At 42.5% G+C, this 20,371-nt stretch carries 19 protein-coding genes; 17 read left to right on the top strand and 2 right to left on the bottom strand.

Features of this window, described 5'->3' with window-relative positions; genetic code table 11:
* Positions 1 to 6: 6 nt before the first annotated feature.
* Positions 7 to 1,704, bottom strand: a complete 1,698-nt coding sequence (efbA, locus tag IGI41_RS07320; protein WP_430609098.1) for a fibronectin-binding protein EfbA — start codon at positions 1,702 to 1,704, stop codon at positions 7 to 9.
* Between the two features lie 108 nt (positions 1,705 to 1,812).
* Complete coding sequence (locus IGI41_RS07315; RefSeq protein ID WP_430609096.1) at positions 1,813 to 2,199, bottom strand: DUF1622 domain-containing protein; 387 nt, start codon at positions 2,197 to 2,199, stop codon at positions 1,813 to 1,815.
* A 151-nt stretch (positions 2,200 to 2,350) separates the two neighbouring features.
* Between IGI41_RS07315 and IGI41_RS07310 the strand changes: the two genes are divergently transcribed.
* The 17 genes from IGI41_RS07310 to IGI41_RS07230 all read left to right on the top strand — a co-directional run bounded on the left by IGI41_RS07310 (position 2,351) and on the right by IGI41_RS07230 (position 20,211).
* Positions 2,351 to 2,929, top strand: a complete 579-nt coding sequence (locus IGI41_RS07310) for a hypothetical protein (RefSeq protein WP_430609094.1) — start codon at positions 2,351 to 2,353, stop codon at positions 2,927 to 2,929.
* Positions 2,930 to 3,303: 374 nt separating this feature from the next.
* A complete protein-coding gene (gene trpX / locus IGI41_RS07305; RefSeq protein WP_430609093.1) occupies positions 3,304 to 4,362 on the top strand; it encodes a tryptophan ABC transporter substrate-binding protein in 1,059 nt (352 codons plus the stop codon).
* A gap of 63 nt (positions 4,363 to 4,425) precedes the next feature.
* Positions 4,426 to 5,310, top strand: a complete 885-nt coding sequence (locus IGI41_RS07300) for an ABC transporter permease (RefSeq protein ID WP_430609092.1) — start codon at positions 4,426 to 4,428, stop codon at positions 5,308 to 5,310.
* Positions 5,310 to 6,068, top strand: coding sequence for an ABC transporter ATP-binding protein (locus tag IGI41_RS07295; protein WP_430609091.1), 759 nt, complete (start codon positions 5,310 to 5,312; stop codon positions 6,066 to 6,068). Before IGI41_RS07300 ends, IGI41_RS07295 begins: the two co-directional genes overlap by 1 nt.
* A gap of 409 nt (positions 6,069 to 6,477) precedes the next feature.
* Complete coding sequence (locus IGI41_RS07290; RefSeq protein WP_430609090.1) at positions 6,478 to 7,347, top strand: shikimate dehydrogenase; 870 nt, start codon at positions 6,478 to 6,480, stop codon at positions 7,345 to 7,347.
* Between the two features lie 30 nt (positions 7,348 to 7,377).
* Positions 7,378 to 8,397, top strand: a complete 1,020-nt coding sequence (aroF, locus tag IGI41_RS07285) for a 3-deoxy-7-phosphoheptulonate synthase (RefSeq protein WP_430609089.1) — start codon at positions 7,378 to 7,380, stop codon at positions 8,395 to 8,397.
* A gap of 28 nt (positions 8,398 to 8,425) precedes the next feature.
* Complete coding sequence (aroB, locus tag IGI41_RS07280; protein WP_430609088.1) at positions 8,426 to 9,484, top strand: 3-dehydroquinate synthase; 1,059 nt, start codon at positions 8,426 to 8,428, stop codon at positions 9,482 to 9,484.
* Between the two features lie 18 nt (positions 9,485 to 9,502).
* A complete protein-coding gene (aroC, locus tag IGI41_RS07275; RefSeq protein WP_430609087.1) occupies positions 9,503 to 10,669 on the top strand; it encodes a chorismate synthase in 1,167 nt (388 codons plus the stop codon).
* 37 nt (positions 10,670 to 10,706) lie between these two features.
* The gene (locus IGI41_RS07270; RefSeq protein WP_430609086.1) at positions 10,707 to 11,792 is read left to right on the top strand and encodes a prephenate dehydrogenase; all 1,086 of its coding nucleotides are present in this window, start codon (positions 10,707 to 10,709) and stop codon (positions 11,790 to 11,792) included.
* Between the two features lie 9 nt (positions 11,793 to 11,801).
* Positions 11,802 to 13,091 carry a 3-phosphoshikimate 1-carboxyvinyltransferase gene (aroA, locus tag IGI41_RS07265; protein ID WP_430609085.1) on the top strand — a complete coding sequence of 430 codons (1,290 nt, stop codon included), beginning with the start codon at positions 11,802 to 11,804 and terminating at the stop codon, positions 13,089 to 13,091.
* Entirely contained in the window at positions 13,088 to 13,594 is a 507-nt protein-coding gene (locus IGI41_RS07260) for a shikimate kinase (protein WP_430609084.1), read from the top strand. The genes aroA and IGI41_RS07260 overlap by 4 nt, the downstream gene beginning before the upstream one ends.
* 1 nt (position 13,595) lies before the next feature.
* A complete protein-coding gene (gene pheA / locus IGI41_RS07255; protein WP_430609083.1) occupies positions 13,596 to 14,480 on the top strand; it encodes a prephenate dehydratase in 885 nt (294 codons plus the stop codon).
* Positions 14,461 to 14,919, top strand: a complete 459-nt coding sequence (locus IGI41_RS07250; RefSeq protein WP_430609082.1) for a GNAT family N-acetyltransferase — start codon at positions 14,461 to 14,463, stop codon at positions 14,917 to 14,919. Before pheA ends, IGI41_RS07250 begins: the two co-directional genes overlap by 20 nt.
* A 110-nt stretch (positions 14,920 to 15,029) precedes the next feature.
* On the top strand, positions 15,030 to 16,295 hold the full coding sequence (locus IGI41_RS07245) for an LCP family protein (RefSeq protein ID WP_430609081.1): 1,266 nt from the start codon (positions 15,030 to 15,032) through the stop codon (positions 16,293 to 16,295).
* Between the two features lie 91 nt (positions 16,296 to 16,386).
* Positions 16,387 to 17,235: a DegV family protein gene (locus tag IGI41_RS07240; RefSeq protein WP_430609080.1), complete on the top strand. Its 849-nt coding sequence runs from the start codon at positions 16,387 to 16,389 to the stop codon at positions 17,233 to 17,235.
* Positions 17,236 to 17,448: 213 nt separating this feature from the next.
* Positions 17,449 to 17,919 (top strand): DUF6530 family protein, encoded by a 471-nt coding sequence (locus tag IGI41_RS07235; RefSeq protein WP_430609079.1) that lies wholly within the window; start codon positions 17,449 to 17,451, stop codon positions 17,917 to 17,919.
* Positions 17,920 to 17,937: 18 nt separating this feature from the next.
* Positions 17,938 to 20,211, top strand: coding sequence for an AAA family ATPase (locus IGI41_RS07230; protein ID WP_430609078.1), 2,274 nt, complete (start codon positions 17,938 to 17,940; stop codon positions 20,209 to 20,211).
* Positions 20,212 to 20,371: the final 160 nt, after the last annotated feature.

Here is a 20,371-nt window from a genome sequence, read left to right as displayed (position 1 = left end):
ACTTGTTTATTGTCGCAACTGCAAAATCGTTTCATTTGGTGTGACATACAGTGTTTTCTGGTTTTCGTAGATCACGAAACCGGGTTTTGCGCCATTCGGTTTACGTATGTGTTTGACTTGTACGTAGTCGACAGGTACTTGCGCGGATTGACGATATTTAGAGAAGTAGGCTGCAAGTTCAGCAGCTTCTAATAGTGTTTCTTCGCTAGGATCTTCAGAACGAACGATCACATGAGAACCAGGGATATTCTTGGTATGCAGCCAATAGTCGGTCTTACGGGCAGTCTTTAATGTCAACTGATCATTTTGCAAATTGTTTTTGCCAACTAAAATTTCCGTGCCGTCTGATGAAAGATAGCGTTCAGGTTGTGAAGGTGCGGTTTTCTTCCGTTGTTTACTGCGATTTTTGACATAACCTTGTGCCACCAATTCTTCACGAATCGTTGCCAAATCTAATGGAGAAGCAATTTCTAATTGCGCCAATACTGATTCTAAGTAGGCAATTTCTTCTTTGGTTTCTGCAATTTGCTGATGAATCAATTTGACTGCATTCTTCAATTTTTGATAGCGTTGGAAATATTTTTGGGCATTTTGATTGGGTGTCAACGCTGGATCAAGGGCGATGGCCAACGGACGATTTTCCTCGTAGTAATTTTCTAATGTGACCGATTGAGCGCCCCGAGGTACTTGTGCCATGAAAGTGGTCAACAGTTCGCCTTTTTGGCGAAAAGCTTCAGCATTTTCCGAGTCTTGCAATGTTTGTTGTCTTTTTTGCAATTTGTTTTGATTGCGTTTCAATTCATTCTCGATTTTTTTTAGTAATTCGCCACCTTGTTGTTTGACACGGTCTCGTTCAGCTTTGTCATGATAGAAATGGTCAAGTAATGTACTTAGTGAATCAAATGCAGTGATTTGGCTTGACTCATCTAATAACGATTGGTAAGGAATTGGTGTGAAGAATTCTTTGCCATTGCTTTCGATATAACTAGGCTGAACCTGATTTGTTATTTCTGCAAAGAAATGATCCCATTGGCGTAATTTGTCATTTAGGTTGGCAGTGATGCGGTAGATCAATTCATCCGCAGTATCTTTGCCTAGACCTTGGAACTGTTGCTGTAATGTTTTGGCAGTCCATTCATCGATCGTGGATAACACCTCAAAGACTTTTGTATGAGAGGCTGTGAAAGGATCGAGTGTTGTCTGCTTCGGTGGCGCGATATATTCAGCACCAGGCAATAATGTGCGATAGGTATTTTGTGAATGGCCTACGTGTTTGATCGTATCAACGATTTTGCCAGTCGCGTTGTTTAGCAACAGAATCGTACTGTGGCGTCCCATCAATTCAACGATCAAAACCAAAGATTGCAAATCGCCTAATTCATCTCTACGGGTAAAATGAAAATGAATCACTCGGTCATTATCGATTTGTTCGATTTTTGCAAGGATCGCCCCTTCTAAGTATTTGCGCAGCATCATCAAAAAATTTGGCGGTGTATTCGGGTTTTGATAGGCAATCGTGGTACATTGCACACGGGCGTAGCTGGGGTGTGCTGATAATAACAGTTTGTGATTTTTTCCTTGCGAACGAATCACGAAGACAACCTCGTTCTCATAAGGTTGATGAATCTTATTGACACGGCCGTTGATCAATTGTTGATTGAGTTCTGCGACCATTAAATGGGTAAATACACCATCAAAAGACATAGTAGGTTCCTCTTTTCTATGATTCCAATGCAATCTGGAATCTGTCATCTGTAACAAAAACTCTTATTTATTATACCGAAAAAGAAAGACAAAAGCCATGGACAACGGCTACTTGTCTTTCTTAAGTGAATGATGATCGCTGGTTTGTAAAGCACGTTCGATCTCTTTGTTCAAGAAATAGGAAATCACAGTTCGAATAATCACGACGGCTGCCAATCGGACGATATCTTCAAATGTCGGATGAATGATGGTTTCAATAATATCAGCTGCAATCAAGATTTCTAATCCTAGTAAGACATAACTGCCTAAGAAATTACGAATAAAGTTATTTTCTCTAGCGGCAACTAGTCGGTCTTTTTCAGTTAATTCATAGCGAATAAAATCAATCCCTGCCATGACGACACCCCAAACCAAAACAAAGATCGACAAGAAATTCAAACACACCACGATCATGCTGAATATTGGCGCGGCTATATCCATCAGTGTATCTGCCATTTGTTTTTTTACTCCTTTGATCTTTTCTTCTATCATACCGAAATTGAGGGGAAATGGGAAGTTTCTTGACGTGCCCATAGCAACTTGATAGTATTAAAACAAAGACAAAGCAAGGTGGTCACGGAAGCACCATACGAAAAGGAGGGAAATCATGGCAGCAGCTGCTCGTTATTTTCAAGATATGAAACGAAAGGGCACCGCAATGTGGCAAGACTTTGTTGATGGATTATACCGAGATCAGCGGAAAACAATCATTTCGTTGGGCATTGGTATCTTAATGGCATTGGTTTTCGCAGGGATCATCCTTTTCTCACAGGAACGGATAAAAGCCTCCTTGGTCGATCGAATGGCTTTTGAACATTTGCCTTCAGAAAAAATACAACCGTTGACTTATGCAGCAGCAGATGACACGATCAAGCGGACAAAAGCCATTTCTGTCATGTTTAGTCAACCTCATGGGGAAGCACTTGAACAAATCTATCAGTTGATTGGGGAACAAGAAGCGGAGTTGAATCGGACGTTTTATTATTATCCGATCGTCTACGAACCAGCAAGTTTTGTCGATCGATATAAAGTGGATCCCTCTAAAGTGACCTTTGTTTTTTATGAAGAAGGGGTAGAAAAAAATCGTTTCACTTTTGATTCATTTGAGAACCCGCAAAGTGAATTCATTCCTGAACTCAATCGCTTGCCGATGTGGACGATCCGCTCTTTAGATGACCAAGAATAAAAAAATCTGACAATTTAGCAACTTTCTATTGACGTTTTTTTATCAATAGGCTAAACTAAGTTCAAATCAAGAAATCAATCGAAGGAAAAGGAGGAACAATCATGAAACTATTTATTCCATTGCAAGTCAAATCATGGCAAAACTGGCGTAGATAGTTGTATTGGTGGACCTCATTCCATAGATACAACTTTTTAGAGAACCTTCTAAAGTGCTGTATCTATGCTGGTAGTTGAATTATTCGCCGCATAGAACAAGCTTCTATGCGGCTTTTGCTTACAAGCAATTGCCCAATCATAGGCAGTTGCTTTTTTTGTTCTCAACTTTCAATCAGCAATCATTTTAAACTATATGAATAATCAAAGGAGCAAATAAAGATGAAAAATAAAGGATTAATGGCAACAGTTATTGTTATTTTACTATTTTTGGGGGCGACGCTGGTCTATCAATTAGGGATGAGCCGAGGCAACAATCAAGCAGCAACCACCACCACGACAACAAGTGAAAAAGCTGAGAAGACGGTCGGTATTTTGCAATATGTCAGTCATGAAGCGTTAGATGCAATCACGAATGGAATCAAAGAAGGTTTAAAAGAATCGGGATACACGGAAGGGGATAACTTGACGATTGAATTCCAAAACGGTCAAGCAGATCAAAGCAAGTTAGCAACCATGAGTCAGCAGTTGCTGAACAAAAATGCCGATGTATTAGTTGGCGTGGCTACACCAGCCGCTCAAGCATTGGCGAATGTGACGCAAGATGTTCCAATCGTCTTGGGTGCGGTAACGGATCCTGTCGGTGCAAACTTAGTTGTAGACATGGACAAACCTGGCGGAAATATCACAGGTGTTTCAGATAAAGCCCCTGTCGGTGCACAAATCAAATTAGCAAAAGAGATCATGCCAGATGCTCAAACCGTTGGTATCTTATATTCTTCGACTGAGGACAACTCAAAATACCAAGTAGCTGAGGCGGAAGATGCAGCCACTGAGAATGGGCTGACAACGAAAAAATATGCTGTTCCTTCAAGCAATGAAATTGCCCAAACCGTTCAGGTCATGGCACAAGAAGTTGACTTTATTTATATCCCGTTAGACAATACAATTGCCAATGCCATGCAAACTGTTGTAGGGGAAGCCAATAAAACCAAAACGCCTATCATTACATCGGTGGATACCATGGTCGAACAAGGTGGTTTGGCAACAGTTGGTCAAGATCAATTCACGATTGGTGTCGAAACAGGCAAAATGGTCGCAGCTATTTTAGATGGTACTTCAGAACCAGCAACTACACCTATTTATACATTTAGTGATGGAGAAACAATAATCAATCAAGCGCAAGCTGATTTCTTAGGCATCACGATTCCAGATAGCATCAAACAAGATGCAACATTGGTTAACGGCGATGACACCACAGAATCATCAAACGCAGAGTAACGTACTTACCACGACCAGTTTTCTTCAATGCAACTGGTCGTGAAAGATAATGGAGGAAGCAAAATGATCGTATCAGCAATCGGCCAAGGCTTATTATGGGGAATTCTTGGTTTAGGTATTTTTATGACATATCGTATTTTAAATTTTCCAGATATGACAACGGAGGGTTCTTTTCCGCTTGGCGGCGCGGTTTGTGTCACAGCTATCACGCATGGCGTATCACCCGTATTTGCTACTTGTTTGGGGGTTTTGGCAGGTATGTGCGCTGGCTGTGTAACTGGCCTGCTTTATACCAAAGGAAAGATTCCAGTTATCTTAGCGGGGATCCTGGTAATGTCTGCATTGAATTCTGTGATGTTGTTTGTGATGCAATCCCCCAACTTATCCTTATTGAATCAGCCAAAAATCCAAGATTTTTTTACTCGATTAAACTTGCCAAACTACTATGATACAGTCATCATTGGCCTGATTATGGTGATTTTGATTGGCGGCGTTTTATTGTATCTGTTTCACACCAACCTGGGTCAAGCTTATATTGCTACTGGCGACAACGAAGAAATGGCCAAATCGATGGGTATCAATACTGACCGCATGAAAATTTTGGGCTTGATCGTATCCAATGGTGTGATCGCATTGTCTGGGGCGTTGATTGCCCAAAATGATGGTTACGCGGATGTCAGCAAAGGTATTGGTGTGATCGTGATTGGTTTAGCTTCAATCATTATCGGTGAAGTGCTTTATGGCGAATTGACACTAGTGGAACGCTTGATTGCCATTGTCATCGGCAGTATTATTTATCAATTGTTGATTCTATTTGTGATCAAAGCAGGGTTTGATACAACGTATCTGAAAATCTTCTCTGCCATTGTGTTAACGATCTGCTTACTGATCCCACAACTAAAACAAGCGCTGCACTTGCGCACAGGCTTTGAAACGGAGGACGAATAATGTTACAGATCAATAAGGCAACCAAAGTAGTCGGCAACGGTCCTCATGAAAAGAAAGTGTTACTGAATAAAGTTGATTTGACCTTGCAGCCAGGCGAATTCGTGACAGTGGTGGGAGGGAATGGTGCTGGGAAAAGTACCTTGTTCAACTGTATTTCTGGAACATTGCCACTAACAAGCGGACAAATCACGATCGATGATCAAGATGTGACCAATCTATCAGAAGAAAAGCGGGCACGCTATCTGGCCCGCGTGTTTCAAGATCCTAAAATGGGGACGGCACCACGAATGACTGTTGCGGAGAATTTATTGCTGGCACAAAAAAGAGGCCAAAAACGCAACTTGCAATTGCGCCAGCTGCAAAGTCAACGAGAAGATTTTTATGCATTGTGCCAACAAGTAGGCAATGGATTGGAAAATCATCTTGATACGCCGACCGGCAATTTATCTGGTGGACAGCGGCAAGCCCTGAGTTTGCTGATGGCAACAATCCAGACACCAAAATTGTTGTTGCTAGATGAACATACAGCCGCATTAGACCCCAAAACATCAAAGCAATTGATGCAAATCACAGCCGAAAGAGTAGCGGAGCAACGGTTAACGTGCTTGATGATCACGCATCGCATGGATGATGCATTAAAGTACGGCAATCGTTTGATTTTATTACGCAAAGGTGAAATCGTTAAAGATCTATCTGCAGAGGAAAAAGCGGCACTTAGTCTGCAAGAACTATTATTGTTCTTCGAGGATGATTTGTAAAACGTTGTTGTATCAACCTTTTTTAGGTAAAATTGCAAACAATTGAAAAATAACAGAAAAAATCATTGACAACTTTCATGAGAAATCCTATACTTAGGTCAATCTTACATCAGTTTGGAGCGAACTATTATGCAAAAACAATTGCAAACGACCCCCTCACAACTGAATAAATATTACTTTAGCTATTTTAGATAGGTTTGTATTCATGAAGACATGGATGCAAACTACACGTTTGTATCTATGATGGCTAGGGCATTTCGTAATGAATTCGCAGCCACGTAGATCGTAAAATCTATAGTGGCTATTTTTTATATTCGCATATCAGCTGATATGTAATGTTTAAAGGTGTTCACTGTAGATTCTGACAATTTACGGTGGACATCTTTTTTTGTTGAAGGGAATGAAACAAATGGAACAAATGATTTCTGGGCACACACGTTTAGCAGCTTTATTTGCAAAACCAGCGCGGCACAGCATATCGCCTGCGATGCACAATCTGTCTTTCGCAGAAGAAAAGATTGATGCAATCTATCTTGCCTTTGATGTTGAGCCAGAAAACTTGGCAACAAGTATTGAGAGTATTCGTACACTGGATCTGTTAGGCGTCAATTTATCAATGCCCCATAAAATGGCAGCTGTGCCATTAGTGGACGAATTATCACCAGCTGCATCCTTGATCGGTGCAATCAATACAATCGTTAATCAAAACGGTCATCTGATTGGACATAATACAGATGGTATTGGTTTTATGCGTGCATTAGCCGCAATCGAGGTGTCGATCATTGGTGAAACCATCACAGTTATCGGTGCTGGCGGTGCAGCGACAGCGATTATCAGCCAAGCGGCACTAGATGGCGTGAAGAAAATTCAAGTGTTCAATCGCAAAGATGATTTTTATCCAGTAATTGAAGTGAAATTGCAAGAAATCGCGCAACAGACAGGATGCCAGATCTCATTGCAAGATTTAGACGATCAATTGGCTTTGGCCAATGCTTTAGCCCAAAGTCAGCTGCTTGTCAATGCAACTGGTGTTGGAATGAAGCCCAATGAGAATCAAAGTCCTTTGAAGGACAACTCGCTATTGCGAGAAACATTGGCAGTGTACGATGTCATCTATAATCCGCGGGAAACCAAATTATTACAAGATGCCAAAGCCGTTGGTGCCAAAACTGCAAATGGATTAAGCATGCTTCTCTATCAAGGAGCCGCTGCTTTTGAATTATGGACAGGCAAGCAAATGCCTGTCAAAAAAGTACAAGCATTGATTGAAATGTTATAAAAAAATTTAATTGAAAGTAGGAAATGAAAAATGATCGTGATTATGAAACCAGGCGCAACTGCCGAACAAGTAGAAGTTGTTGTAACAAGAATCAAAAAAGAAGGATTAGATGTTCAAGTCAACCAAGGAAAAGAGCAAGTGGTGATTGGCTTAAAAGGGGATACGCGATTGATTCAAGATGTTGCATTCCGCAGTTACGAAGGGGTGGAAGATGCAATACGTATTTCAAACACCTACAAATTGACTTCTCGTGAATTTCATCCTCAAGATACAGTCGTTGATGTGGACGGCGTGAAAATCGGCGGCGGCAACTTTGTGACGATGGCTGGTCCTTGTTCGATTGAAGGCCTTGAACAAATTCGTGAATGTGCACGCATCGCAAAAGCCGGTGGTGCAACGATTTTACGTGGGGGTGCTTTCAAACCTCGGACATCGCCATACGCATTCCAAGGGTTAGAAGAAGAAGGCTTGAAGTACATTCGCCAAGCAGCTGATGAAACTGGGATGAAAGTCATTACTGAAGTCATGGATGAAGGCCATATCGATATGGTTGCTGCTTACAGTGATATTTTACAGATCGGCGCCCGCAATATGCAAAATTTCAAATTGTTATCAGCTGTTGGGAAAACAGGCAAACCAATTGGTTTGAAACGCGGTATTTCTGGGACGATCGATGAGTGGTTGAATGCAGCTGAATACATTGCCGTTCAAGACAAGAGTGAAGTTATCTTCATCGAGCGCGGGATTCGGACATACGAAACAGCGACCCGAAACACATTTGACCTAAGCGCTGTGCCAATCATCAAAAAATTGAGCCACTTCCCAATCATCGTGGACCCAAGTCATGGCACAGGTATTTGGGATCTAGTTCCACCAATGGCAAGAGCGGGTGTTGCTGCCGGGGCAGATGGAATGATCGTTGAGATTCACCCTGATCCAGCAAATGCTTGGTCAGATGGCCCCCAATCACTGAACGAAAAAACATACATGAGAATGATGAAAGAAGTCAACATTATGGAAAAAGCCATGAAAGAAATCAAATCACTGTAAAAAAGACAAAATAATGAGGTGTAGGTAGATGTTACACATAAACTTAAATGATCAATCATACGATATCATCATCGAAGCAGGTGCTTTCAAAAAGGTGGGCAGTTGGGTCAATCAATTATGGCATCCACAAAAAGTTGCTGTGATAACCGATAGTCATGTTGCGCCACTCTATGGTGAAGCCCTCTTGACGGCTTTGAAGTCCCATGACTTTGATGCAACGTTGCTAGTGGTTCCAGCAGGTGAAAAAAGTAAATCGCTGCTGCAAGCGACTGCATTATATGATCAATTGGCCGCATTCGGCATGACCCGCAGTGATGGCATCATTGCTTTGGGTGGGGGTGTCATTGGTGATTTAGCAGGTTTTGTGGCTTCTACTTACATGCGCGGCGTACACTTTTTGCAAATTCCTACTAGTTTGTTGGCACAAGTCGATTCGAGTATCGGCGGAAAGACGGCTGTTAATACGGACTCTGCCAAAAATCTAGTTGGGACCTTTTCTCAACCAGAAGGGGTTTTGATCGACCCAGAACTGTTGGCTACGTTGCCGATCAAGAGAGTGCAAGAAGGAATTGCAGAAATCATTAAATCAGCCGCAATCGCTGATCCAATACTTTGGCAAACACTTGTAGACTTGACGGATGAAACAGATCTATTGGTACATGCCACTCACGTGATCACAGAAACCTTGAAGGTCAAACAACAGGTCGTGGAGGAAGATCCTTTTGACCATGGCAGTCGATTGACATTGAATTTCGGCCACACCATTGGCCATGGCTTAGAAAAATTAGCCGCTTTCGGCGGTCTCAGTCACGGCGAAGGTGTAGCGATCGGGATGGTGATGATTACGCAGCACGCGGAAGAAAAAGGCCTTTCCCCACAAGGTATCACAGAAGAACTGATCACTATGATCCGTAAATTCAATTTACCAATTGCTGTACCTGATGTTGATCGATCTGCATTGTTTGAAGCCATTACCCATGACAAAAAAGCCCGCGGCAAGCAAATCAAAATCATCTTGCTAGAAGCAATTGGAAAAGCAAAAATCGTCACGATTCCTACAGAAGACATCAAAAACTACTTATTATAAGAAGGAAGGTTATCTATCATGCGTTATATTACAGCTGGAGAATCACATGGTCCAGAACTAACAGCAATTATTGAAGGCTTGCCTGCGGGATTGCCATTGACTGCCGAGGATATCAATCATGAGTTAGCAAGAAGGCAAACTGGATATGGCCGTGGCGGCCGCATGTTGATTGAAAAAGACCAAGTCAAAATTACTTCTGGCGTTCGACATGGCAAGACGCTTGGTTCACCTGTGACAATGATCGTTGAGAACAAAGATTGGAAAAATTGGACCAAAGTCATGGCAATTGAAGCAGTCCCAGAAAAAGACCGTAAATTAAGACGAGTGGCACGTCCTAGACCCGGTCATGCGGACCTAGTCGGTGGCATGAAATACCACCATCAAGATCTGCGGAACGTCTTGGAGCGGTCCTCAGCCAGAGAAACAACGATGCGGGTAGCTATTGGTGCAATCGCAAAAAAAATCCTAAAAGAACTAGGGATCGATGTCGCTGGACATGTCACGATGCTAGGTGGGATCAAAGCGACGATTCCTGATGGATTGACGGTCCAAGAAATTGCAGAACGGTCTGAAGCATCTGAAGTACGGGTTCTTGATTCTTCTGTTGAAGAAGAAATCAAGCAACTGATCGATCAAACCAAGAAAAATGGCGATACCATTGGTGGCGTCGTGGAAGTATTGGTTGGCGGCGTTCCCGCAGGATTAGGCAGTTATGTGCAATGGGATAAAAAACTCGATGCCAAAATTGCCCAGGCGGTTGTCAGTATCAACGCTTTTAAAGGTGCAGAATTTGGTGTAGGTTTCGAGGCAGGTGCTTTGCCAGGATCAAAAGTCATGGATGAAATCTTATGGGATGAACAAATCGGCTATACCCGCCGCAGCAATAATTTAGGCGGCTTTGAAGGTGGGATGACCAACGGCGAACCAATTGTTGTTCGTGGCGTAATGAAACCTATCCCAACCCTTTATAAACCATTGCAAAGCGTGGATATCGATAGCAAAGAACCTTATAAAGCAAGCGTAGAGCGTTCGGACAGTACTGCGGTACCGGCTGCGAGTGTGGTCTGTGAAAATGTGGTAGCGACAGTTGTTGCCAATGAGATTTTAGAAAAATTTCCAAGTGATTCTTTCGCAGAATTGCAAATCGCCGTCAAAGACTACCGCGATTATTTATTGCATTATTGAAGAGAGCCAAATAAAAGAAACAAAGGAGAAGCGAAGGATGACACAGCGAATCTTGATTGCGGGTCTTGGATTGATCGGCGCATCATTGGCAAAATGTATAAAAAAGGAACATTCGAAGAGTTATCTGATGGGCTGGGATCATTGTCCAGCGACAAATGAGATTGCGCGTCAAACATCTCTCGTGGACGAAGTCCCAGCTTCTTTCGATCAGGGCGCGGTACAAGCAGATTTCATTTTACTAGCATTGCCTGTGGAAATTACCAAAACTTATTTGGCCCGTTTGGGTGAATTGTCACTTAAACCAAATGTTTTGGTGACCGATACTGGTAGTACAAAAGCTGAAATCAGCCAATATGCCCAGCAGTTTTCTTTTGATTTTATCGGCGGTCATCCAATGGCTGGCTCTCATAAATCAGGCATTCAAGCAGCTGATGCTGATTTATTCGAAAATGCGTATTATATATTTACCCCCCACGATACTACCCGACTACCCGAACTTGAAGTGCTTTTTAGTGGAACCCGTGCGAAGTATGTGACGCTAAGTCCAGAAGAACATGACCAAATCACTGGTATGCTCAGCCATTTGCCGCATATTATTGCTTCTGGTTTGGTCAATCAAGCAGATACATTCAATCAACATCATCCGCGGGCACAGCAATTGGCTGCAGGCGGCTTTCGGGATATCACTAGGATCGCTTCTTCCGATCCTAGGATGTGGACGGATATTTTGTTGAGCAATCGGCAAACGTTGCTGACAATGATCGAAGAGTGGCAAGACCGAATGTCGACAATCGCCAAATGGCTGCAAACAAAGGATGAAGCGGCAATCTATGCTTTTTTTGAATCAGCAAAAGAGACCCGTGACCAGTTGCCGATTCATCAAAATGGAGCCATTCCTGCGTTTTATGATTTGTTTATTGATGTGCCCGATTACTCGGGTGTTGTGGCAGAAGTTACAGGATTACTGGGAGAACATCATCTGTCACTGATCAACCTGAAAATCTTAGAGAGCCGCGAAGAGATCCATGGTGTGCTCCAGATTTCTTTTAAAAACCAAACCGATTTGCTGTTGGCCGAACAGTTGATCAACAAAAAAACGACATACACGTGTCGGATCAAATAGGAGAATACGATGAAATTAGTCAAAGCTACACATTTAAATGGGTCGATTGCTGTACCCGCTGATAAGTCCATTTCTCACCGCAGTATTATGTTCGGTGCATTAGCCGAAGGAACCACGACGGTGCACAACTTTCTAAGAGGAGAGGATTGCTTTAGCACTTTGCATGCCTTTCAACAATTAGGTGTGCCGATTCATGATGACGGAAAAACCATCACGATCGAAGGGCAAGGTTTCAATGGACTCAAGCCGGCAAAATCAGCGATCGATATCGGCAATTCTGGTACAACGATTCGTTTGATGATGGGGATCCTAGCTGGTCAGTCTTTCCAAACGATCATGTATGGCGATGATTCACTGAACCGCCGCCCCATGAATCGTGTCATGCTGCCATTAAGTGAGATGGGTGCACAACTAGAAGGTGCGCAAGAAACAGAATTTCCGCCGATCACTATTTCGGGAAATAGTGACTTAAAACCAATCACTTATCATATGCCAGTGGCTAGCGCGCAAGTGAAATCCGCCATTATTTTTGCAGCCTTGCAAGCGCATGGGACATCAACGATTATAGAAAAAGAAGCCAGTCGCAACCATACAGAGGACATGATCCGGCAGTTTGGGGGTTCGATTACCACAGAAGGCAAGACAATCACAGTGACGGGACCGCAAATGTTTCAAGGACAGGAAGTCATTGTACCAGGTGATATTTCTTCGGCTGCTTTCTTTTTGACAGCTGGTGCGATCATGCCAGATAGCCACATCACATTAACCAATGTCGGCATCAATCCGACGAGAACCGGAATCATTGACGTGTTGACAGAGATGGGGGCGGATATGAACATGCGCAATCAAGACGTGCAAAATCAATCCGCTACGATTGATATTCGGTCTTCTCAGTTAACGGGGATCACGATTTCCGGTGATATCATTCCACGGTTGATCGATGAGCTACCAATCATTGCGCTATTGGCCACACAAGCGCAAGGGACAACTGTCATTAAAGATGCTGAAGAATTAAAAGTCAAAGAAACCAATCGCATTGATGCGACAGCAGAGGAATTACAAAAAATAGGCGCGCGTATCACGCCCACCGCCGATGGATTGATCATTCATGGGCCAACGAAGCTCCATGGTGGACATGTCTCGAGCCGCGGAGATCATCGTATCGGTATGATGCTGCAGATTGCAGCACTATTGACGGATGAAGATGTCACTTTGGATCGCGCAGAAGCAGTGGCTGTTTCATATCCCCACTTCTTTGACGATGTACGTACGTTGGCACAAGGTGGTGAATCAAAATGAACGGAATTGTTTTGATTGGCTTCATGGGTGCTGGAAAGACAACGATTGGCGGTCTTTTAGCAAAAGAAACGGGCATGATGCAAATCGATTTTGATGATTTGATCACAGCGGAAATCGGGATGAGTATCCAAGACTTTTTTGCTTTACATGGGGAATCAGCCTTTCGTGAAATCGAGACACGAATATTGGCGCAAACGTTGACGCGCCCAGAAATCATTTCTACTGGGGGTGGTATCGTACTAAAAGAAGAAAATCGGCAACTTTTAAAAAAAATGCCTCGGGTAATTTATTTAAAAACCGATCCGGCAGAATTGATCAATCGGTTACAGGCTGATACCAAAAATGTACGGCCATTGGTTTTATCGAAAACCCCTACTGAAATTTTGGCTGTTTATCAACCTCGAATTCCATTTTATGAAGAAAGTGCCTCATTGGTGGTGGAAACTACAGGGAAAGCCCCCCATGAGATCGTGACCGAAATCTTAGCTAAAGTAGGTGAATAGTATGCAAATTGGCTATTTAGGACCAGAGAACTCTTTTACGTATTTGGCAGCCAGAGAAGCATTTGCGCATGAAACATTGGTTCCTTATCCCTCGATCCCTTTATGCATCCAAGCGTTGGTGAATGGCGTTATTGACCGCTGTGTTGTGCCCAATGAGAATTCTCTGGAAGGATCTGTTCACGCAACGATCGATACTTTATTCCGAGAACAACAGCTTTCGATCGAAAAAGAAATCATTTTGCCTATCAATCATCAATTGGTGGTAGCTGATCGCAAAGATATGTCACGTCAACCGATCAAGCGCATCATTTCTCATCCGCAAGCATTGGCACAATGTACAAATTATTTAAATCGCTATTATCAAGATGCTGTGATTGAAGCAGTTGCTTCTACAACGACGGCTGCATTATATGTCAAAAATCATCCCGAAGAAGCCGTAGCAGCGATTGCATCTAAGGAAGCCGCCACTGCCTATCAATTGCGGGTCGAAGCAGAAAATATCCAAGATGTATCTTTCAATCAGACTCGATTTTGGGTCATGCAGCATGTACCAGCAACCTTGCAGCACTTGTCTGATCAGGCGGATAAAGCCACGATTTTTGTGACGTTGCCTGCCAATCAACCAGGTAGTTTGCACAAAATTTTGGCTGCCTTTGGCTGGCGTGATATTGATTTAAGCAAGATTGAATCGCGCCCTTCGAAAACGACCCTTGGTGAATACTTTTTCGTGATCGATCTTGTTGTAGACAAACCGATTCAACTGATTGCGAATGCATTTGAAGAAATTCAACTTTTAGGCGGCACTGTCCACTTACTTGGTGTGTATCCTATTACAGAAAAGAGGATGAGCAAAGGTGAAAAGACAAATGACAATCAAACCTTGTGATGATGCTGCTTTGTTGGCCTCTTTTCATCGGGATGTGCAAGAAGCGCATCATCAATGGTATCCTGAGTTGTTTAAGCCCTTTGATCATGCAGTGATGACGTGCATGATCAAACAACAAGTGGCATCGACTGCCCACTTTTTTTATGTGGCGTATCTTGATGCATCCCCTTGCGGATTTGTTCATTTGGAAGATAGCCATCGCGATGAGAACGCCATCATGTATGAACGCCACTTCATGGAATGTGCAGCGATAGCTGTTTTGCCCGATGCGCAAAAATTAGGTGTCGGTCGCTTCATGCTGCATGCAGCCGAACATCTTGCCAAAGAAAAAGGCTACAAAGGGATTTCGTTGAATTTCTGGTCTGCCAATCAAGTGCAATCTTTTTATGAGGACGCCGGTTATCAGATTTTTCGACAATGTGCATTTAAAGGACTATAACGCTGCTATTTTTCCTAGAAAAAGATTAAATTTTAAAAAAACAGCTTTCTTTCTGTAATGGGTAAGGTATCCTTATAGACAGAAAGCTATTTTATTGGAGGAAAACCGCAATGAGTCGGATGGAACGAAATAAACAACTACATAAGAAACTTGCACAAGAAGAACAGCAATCGACAAAAGAAAGTATTTTTGCCAGGAGAACTCGGCAAAAAGCTGTGGACTCTTCCGAAGTGCAATCAAGAGAGGAATCAATACAGGAATCAATAGAGGGATCACAGCCTGATCAATCTGCCGGCAGTCGGCGGACAACTGGTCATTCTTTCAATATCAAGCCATCCCGCACTCATGGTGGAGATACGAAAGGAAAGGACAACTACCGGCCGCATTCAGCGCATCAGAAAACCAACAGTTATACAAAAGAGCAAAATGTGAAACAAAAACCGAAGCAAAAAGTCAAACAGCAAAAATCGAAAAAGAAAAGAAGACATCCGATTTTAAGGATTGTGTTTCGGGTATTGCTTTTTATTCTGATTTATTCGATTGGTGCCTTTATTGTAGGACAACAAGTTGCAAGAAGTGATTCTTCAATCCCAAAAGATGACACAGAGACATTCAATGGGGTGACTTCTGCTGATGGCAGCAACAATATTTTGCTTATCGGCAGTGATAGCCGTGAAGGAGAGACAGGTCGAGCGGATACGATCATGGTCTTGCAGTTGGATGGTCCTAGTGGCAAACCCAAACTGGTCTCATTCATGAGGGATACTCTGGTAACGATCCCGGGCTATGGGGAAAACAAAATCAATGCTGCTTATGCATTTGGTGGTGCAGATCTAGTTAGACAAACATTAGCTGAAAACTTTGGTATCAATACCAAATACTACACGAAAGTTGATTTCCAGTCGTTTGAGAAGGTTATTGACACTTTGTTTCCGACAGGGGTCTCGATCAATGCCGAAAAAGATATGAGCAAAAACTTAGAAGTTGCGATCAAAAAAGGACAGCAAGATATGAATGGACTTGAATTGTTGCAATATGCCCGCTTTCGAATGGATGAAGAAGGTGATTTTGGGCGCGTCCGTCGGCAACAACAAGTGATCGATGCGATATTCAGTGAAATGAAAAATCCTGTCTCCATCTTGAAGCTCCCCTATGCTGCGGGTAAAGTGCTGGGGTATGCGTCGACGAACTTGCCAGTTACATTCCTACTGAAAAATACATTCTCGATTGCTAGAGGTGCAGGTGGAATCGATCGATTGACCGTACCCGTGGATGATTCATGGCAGTATGGGAATTCGGCAACAGCAGGCAGCGTTTTGGTGGTTGATTTACAAACGAATCAGCAAGCGATCACCGATTTCTTCAACCAGAAGTAAATAGCAAATGTTTTTGAAAATCATTTGAAAGCCTGCAAAATTGTGCTATATTATTAATGACGTTTGAAATATGTTGAAACGAGGAAAAAGAATGAAATTAGCCGTTGTTACTGACAGTACCGCTTATCTGCCGGAACGGATCAAGAATCATGAAGATTTGTTTGTCATCCCGATCCCTGTTATCTTAGATGGAAAAATCTATAATGAAGGTATCGACATTGAAGCGGATGAATATTACGCACTTTTGAAAAACAGCAAAGAATTCCCAACAACTTCTCAGCCCGTTTTGGGTGAGGTTATGTCACTGTATACATCGCTGCGTGATCGTGGTTACGATACAATCATCAGCATTCACTTATCAAGTGGTATTTCTGGATTTATCAATACATTGTATGGCATCAAGGATGAAATCGAAGGGATTGAAATCATTCCGTATGATTCAAAAATCACTAGTATGCCAATGGGACACATGGTAGAAGCCGCCTTAGATCTTTCACAACAAGATCGCTCACTCGCTGATATATTGGCACATCTAGATATCATCCGAGAAAATACCTACGCCTACTTGATCGTTGATGATTTGAACAATCTCGTTCGCGGCGGCCGCTTGACGAACGGTGCCGCATTGATTGGTGGTTTATTGAAAATCAAGCCGATTCTAACTTTTGACGAAGGAAAAATCGTCCTTCATGAAAAAGTCCGTTCTAGCAAAAAAGCCTTTAATCGTGCCGAAGACATTATTGGTCATCGGGAAGCGGATATTGCTTATCCAGTGAAATTTTATGTGATTCATGCCAATAATTTGGCTGTTGCACAAGAAGAAAAAGCAAAGCTGCAGCTTAAATATCCAACTGCTGAAATTGAAATTGGTCATTTTGGCCCAGTTATCGGCACACATTTGGGAGAAAAAGCCATCGGTATTGCCATTTCTGCCCAATAACTAGTCTGAACTTTTATTTATACACGTGGCATTATTTTTATCAATTTGTACTTTGAACATTGCGTCAGTTAGGACTTGTCCCTAATTGGCGCTTTTTCTCTGATAACCGCCAGTAATGCGGTTTAAACCCAAAAAGTATATTGCTTGAGTATCGGTAGATGGATATCTATACTAAGGATATCATCAAATGTATTTAGTGTAAGGAGTGTTCATGTGAAATTACCCGAAGATCATCAACATCAATCAGTGATCAAAGTTGAAAAATATGACCAAATCGATGGCCGCAATGCGTTGCAGACAGATGCAAAAGCACTTTCTTTAGGCCTAGATCCTGCCAAGGATCCCAATGATATCATGGGAAAAATCTGGCACGAAAATAGTGATTCTTCCTTATCCTCGGAAGAACTGCCGTTGACACGAATCTTGGATATGGCTATTTTGACAGCACAATCTAGTCTGTATTTTCAAGAGGCCTATCGTCACGAGAAATTTTATGATCCAGAAAACCCGTTGGTGGATATCATTGGCTTGCAAGGCAATCGAATGACCGTTGAAGTCGACACAGATAATCCCAATATCGATGAGGATATTTTGACGTTCTACGATACTTTGCAAAAAAATGGTGAATTGATCGGCGAACGGTTTAAAATTCTCAAACGATTACTTGAAGATTTAGGCTACTAAGAAAAGGAGCGGATAAATATGGACCATTTCATCTCTCCATATGCAGTGACAACAGGACGTACCTTTAGTAAGTTAGAAGGAATGATGATTTGGCAAAAACCAGCCAGCCATCAAACCAGTGAAGAAGAGCTGCGGATCGCATCGGAAATTGCCGAAAACTGGAATGATCCTGAATTAAAACTATTCAATATCTTGCTGGAAGGGGATGCCGGTTCGGGAAAAACACAGCTAGCAAAAGCATTATCTGCCGATTTGCAATTACCTTATACAAAAATCACTTGTTTTGCAGATATGGATAAATCAGATATTTTTGGTGCTTTGCTGCCAGTGATCGACACGGATCAAGAAGAAGATAAGGATCTTTTGGATGCCATTTATCAAAGTGACTGCTTCAGTGATGTATTGCAGTTGATTGAAGGGCACTTTTCCCTTACACCGGAGCGTGCCAAAGCCAAATTTGCTGAATTGATCCAACGGATTGAAGAGGCAGAAGAAAACCCTGTGATTCGGTACAAATATTATCCTTCAGAGATTGTTCGCGCCATGGAAAAAGGCTATCTTTTAGAAATTCAAGAACCAACAGTGATCCGAGATGCATCTGTATTGGTTGCCTTGAATTCAGCTTTAGAGCAAAATGGCATGCTCAACATCCCTACAGGTTTTGTTCAACGACATCCGGATTGTGTAGTGGTCATTACCACCAATCGCAATTATCAAGGCAATCGCCCATTGAATGAGTCACTGCGAGATCGTATGCAACATGCGGAAAAGATGGATCTACCGCCTTTGGCTGTCATGGTTGCGCGTGGTATCGCCAAAACGGGTTATCAAAATCAAGCAGTTGCTGAAAAAATGGCCGAAATCATTCGGCTATTGGACATATCTGCCAAAGCAAATGCGATTAAAGGCGCAGCTGGTATGCGGTCTTACTTTTATTGGTTAAATGCAGTCAAACAAGGACAAAATCCCTTGCAATCGATCCATCAAAAAGTATTGTATAAAGTGACAACGGACACCAATGAATTGCAGCTCTTGCAAACGGCTCTTGATACGTCTGGGCTTTTGTCCCAATTGCGTTTGCTGTTTCATGGTCAACCACTGCAAGATTTCAAAAAGGCCGCTGCCCGTCAAATTTCAGCTGAGGAAGCAAACGAACGAGGAATCACTGATGAAGGGCAAGTGCATCTGACAGCAGCTACGACCGAAGAGCAAGCACAAGATGCCGCAGAAAATGAAGTACCAACAGCGGATCCGTCAGATCAAAAAGAGCAAGAAGAAACTGTCGAATCATCAGAAGCGGCAGCATTGTTCGAGAATGTTGATAATACAAGTCAGGAAGGGCAGGCTGCCTCTGGTAGTGAATCAGAAGCCAATGACCTCACAGATCACACATTGACGCTTACAGAATTTGAGGCGACCAACAAAGAAAAAAAAGCCAAGGCCTCTAAAACTGCCCGCGACGCTTTAAAAGAATCGATCCATGCGAAAGAGGGGTTGATCGTTCATCGACCAGCTGTTGATTTAAACCTGCGCAAACCTGCACAGGATTTACTCAAACCATTACACTCCATGATTGACGCTTTAGTCAAACAAACACAAGAATTGCTTGAGAACGAACGTGGCGCTGATTATAGCAAAGGACAATATACTGGTACACGATTTGATGCAAGCAAAATCGTGTACCAAGACCTGCGGACCTTTGACAAAAAGAACCCGCCGAATGAAACGCCATCATTGGCCGTAGCGGTACGTATCGATGAATCGGGTTCAATGATCAGAGAAGAGCGAATCAAGTATGCGCAACAAGCAGTCTTAGCATTGACCGCTTTTGCCGAACAAGTCAATATCCCATTGATGATCTATGGTGATACAGCGGATGCTTCCCCACGAGAAAAAACCTCTTTGTTTGCCTATAAAGAATTCGACGAGGGTTTTGATTTTGTTCAAGAAAAATTAATGACTATGAAACCGCGGCAAAACAACCGTGATGGGGCAGCGTTAAGGGTATTGGCAGACCGTGTCAGTCAACAAAGCGCGACAACCAAACTCCTCTTGAATATCAGTGATGGGCAACCCAAAGCACTGCCTGATTATACCGGAGAGAAGGCCAAAACCGACATTCAGACGGTCATAGCTGATTACGAACGCCAAGGTGTACTATTTTTAGCAGCAGCCATTGGGCAAGATAAAGAAGTCATCAAATCAATTTACGGTCCAGAACGGTTTATTGATTTGTCCCAGTTGCAAGAATTCCCGCAGCAATTGCTGCAACTTTTAGTAAGGTATTTATAAAGAAGAGAAACTACACGCAAACATGGCCTTTCAAATAAAGGACGTTTGCGTGTTTTTGATAATATTATTATGTAAACTATAAAATGAAAATAAAAAATAGCTTAAGCTACTTCACATAGGCGAACGTATGTTTTATACTAAAGAAAGTGAGTATAGGAGA

This window comes from Enterococcus sp. DIV0876, from assembly GCF_050529585.1.
In the GTDB taxonomy this organism is placed as follows: Bacteria; Bacillota; Bacilli; order Lactobacillales; family Enterococcaceae; genus Enterococcus_D.
This window is presented reverse-complemented; position numbering and strand designations above follow the sequence as displayed.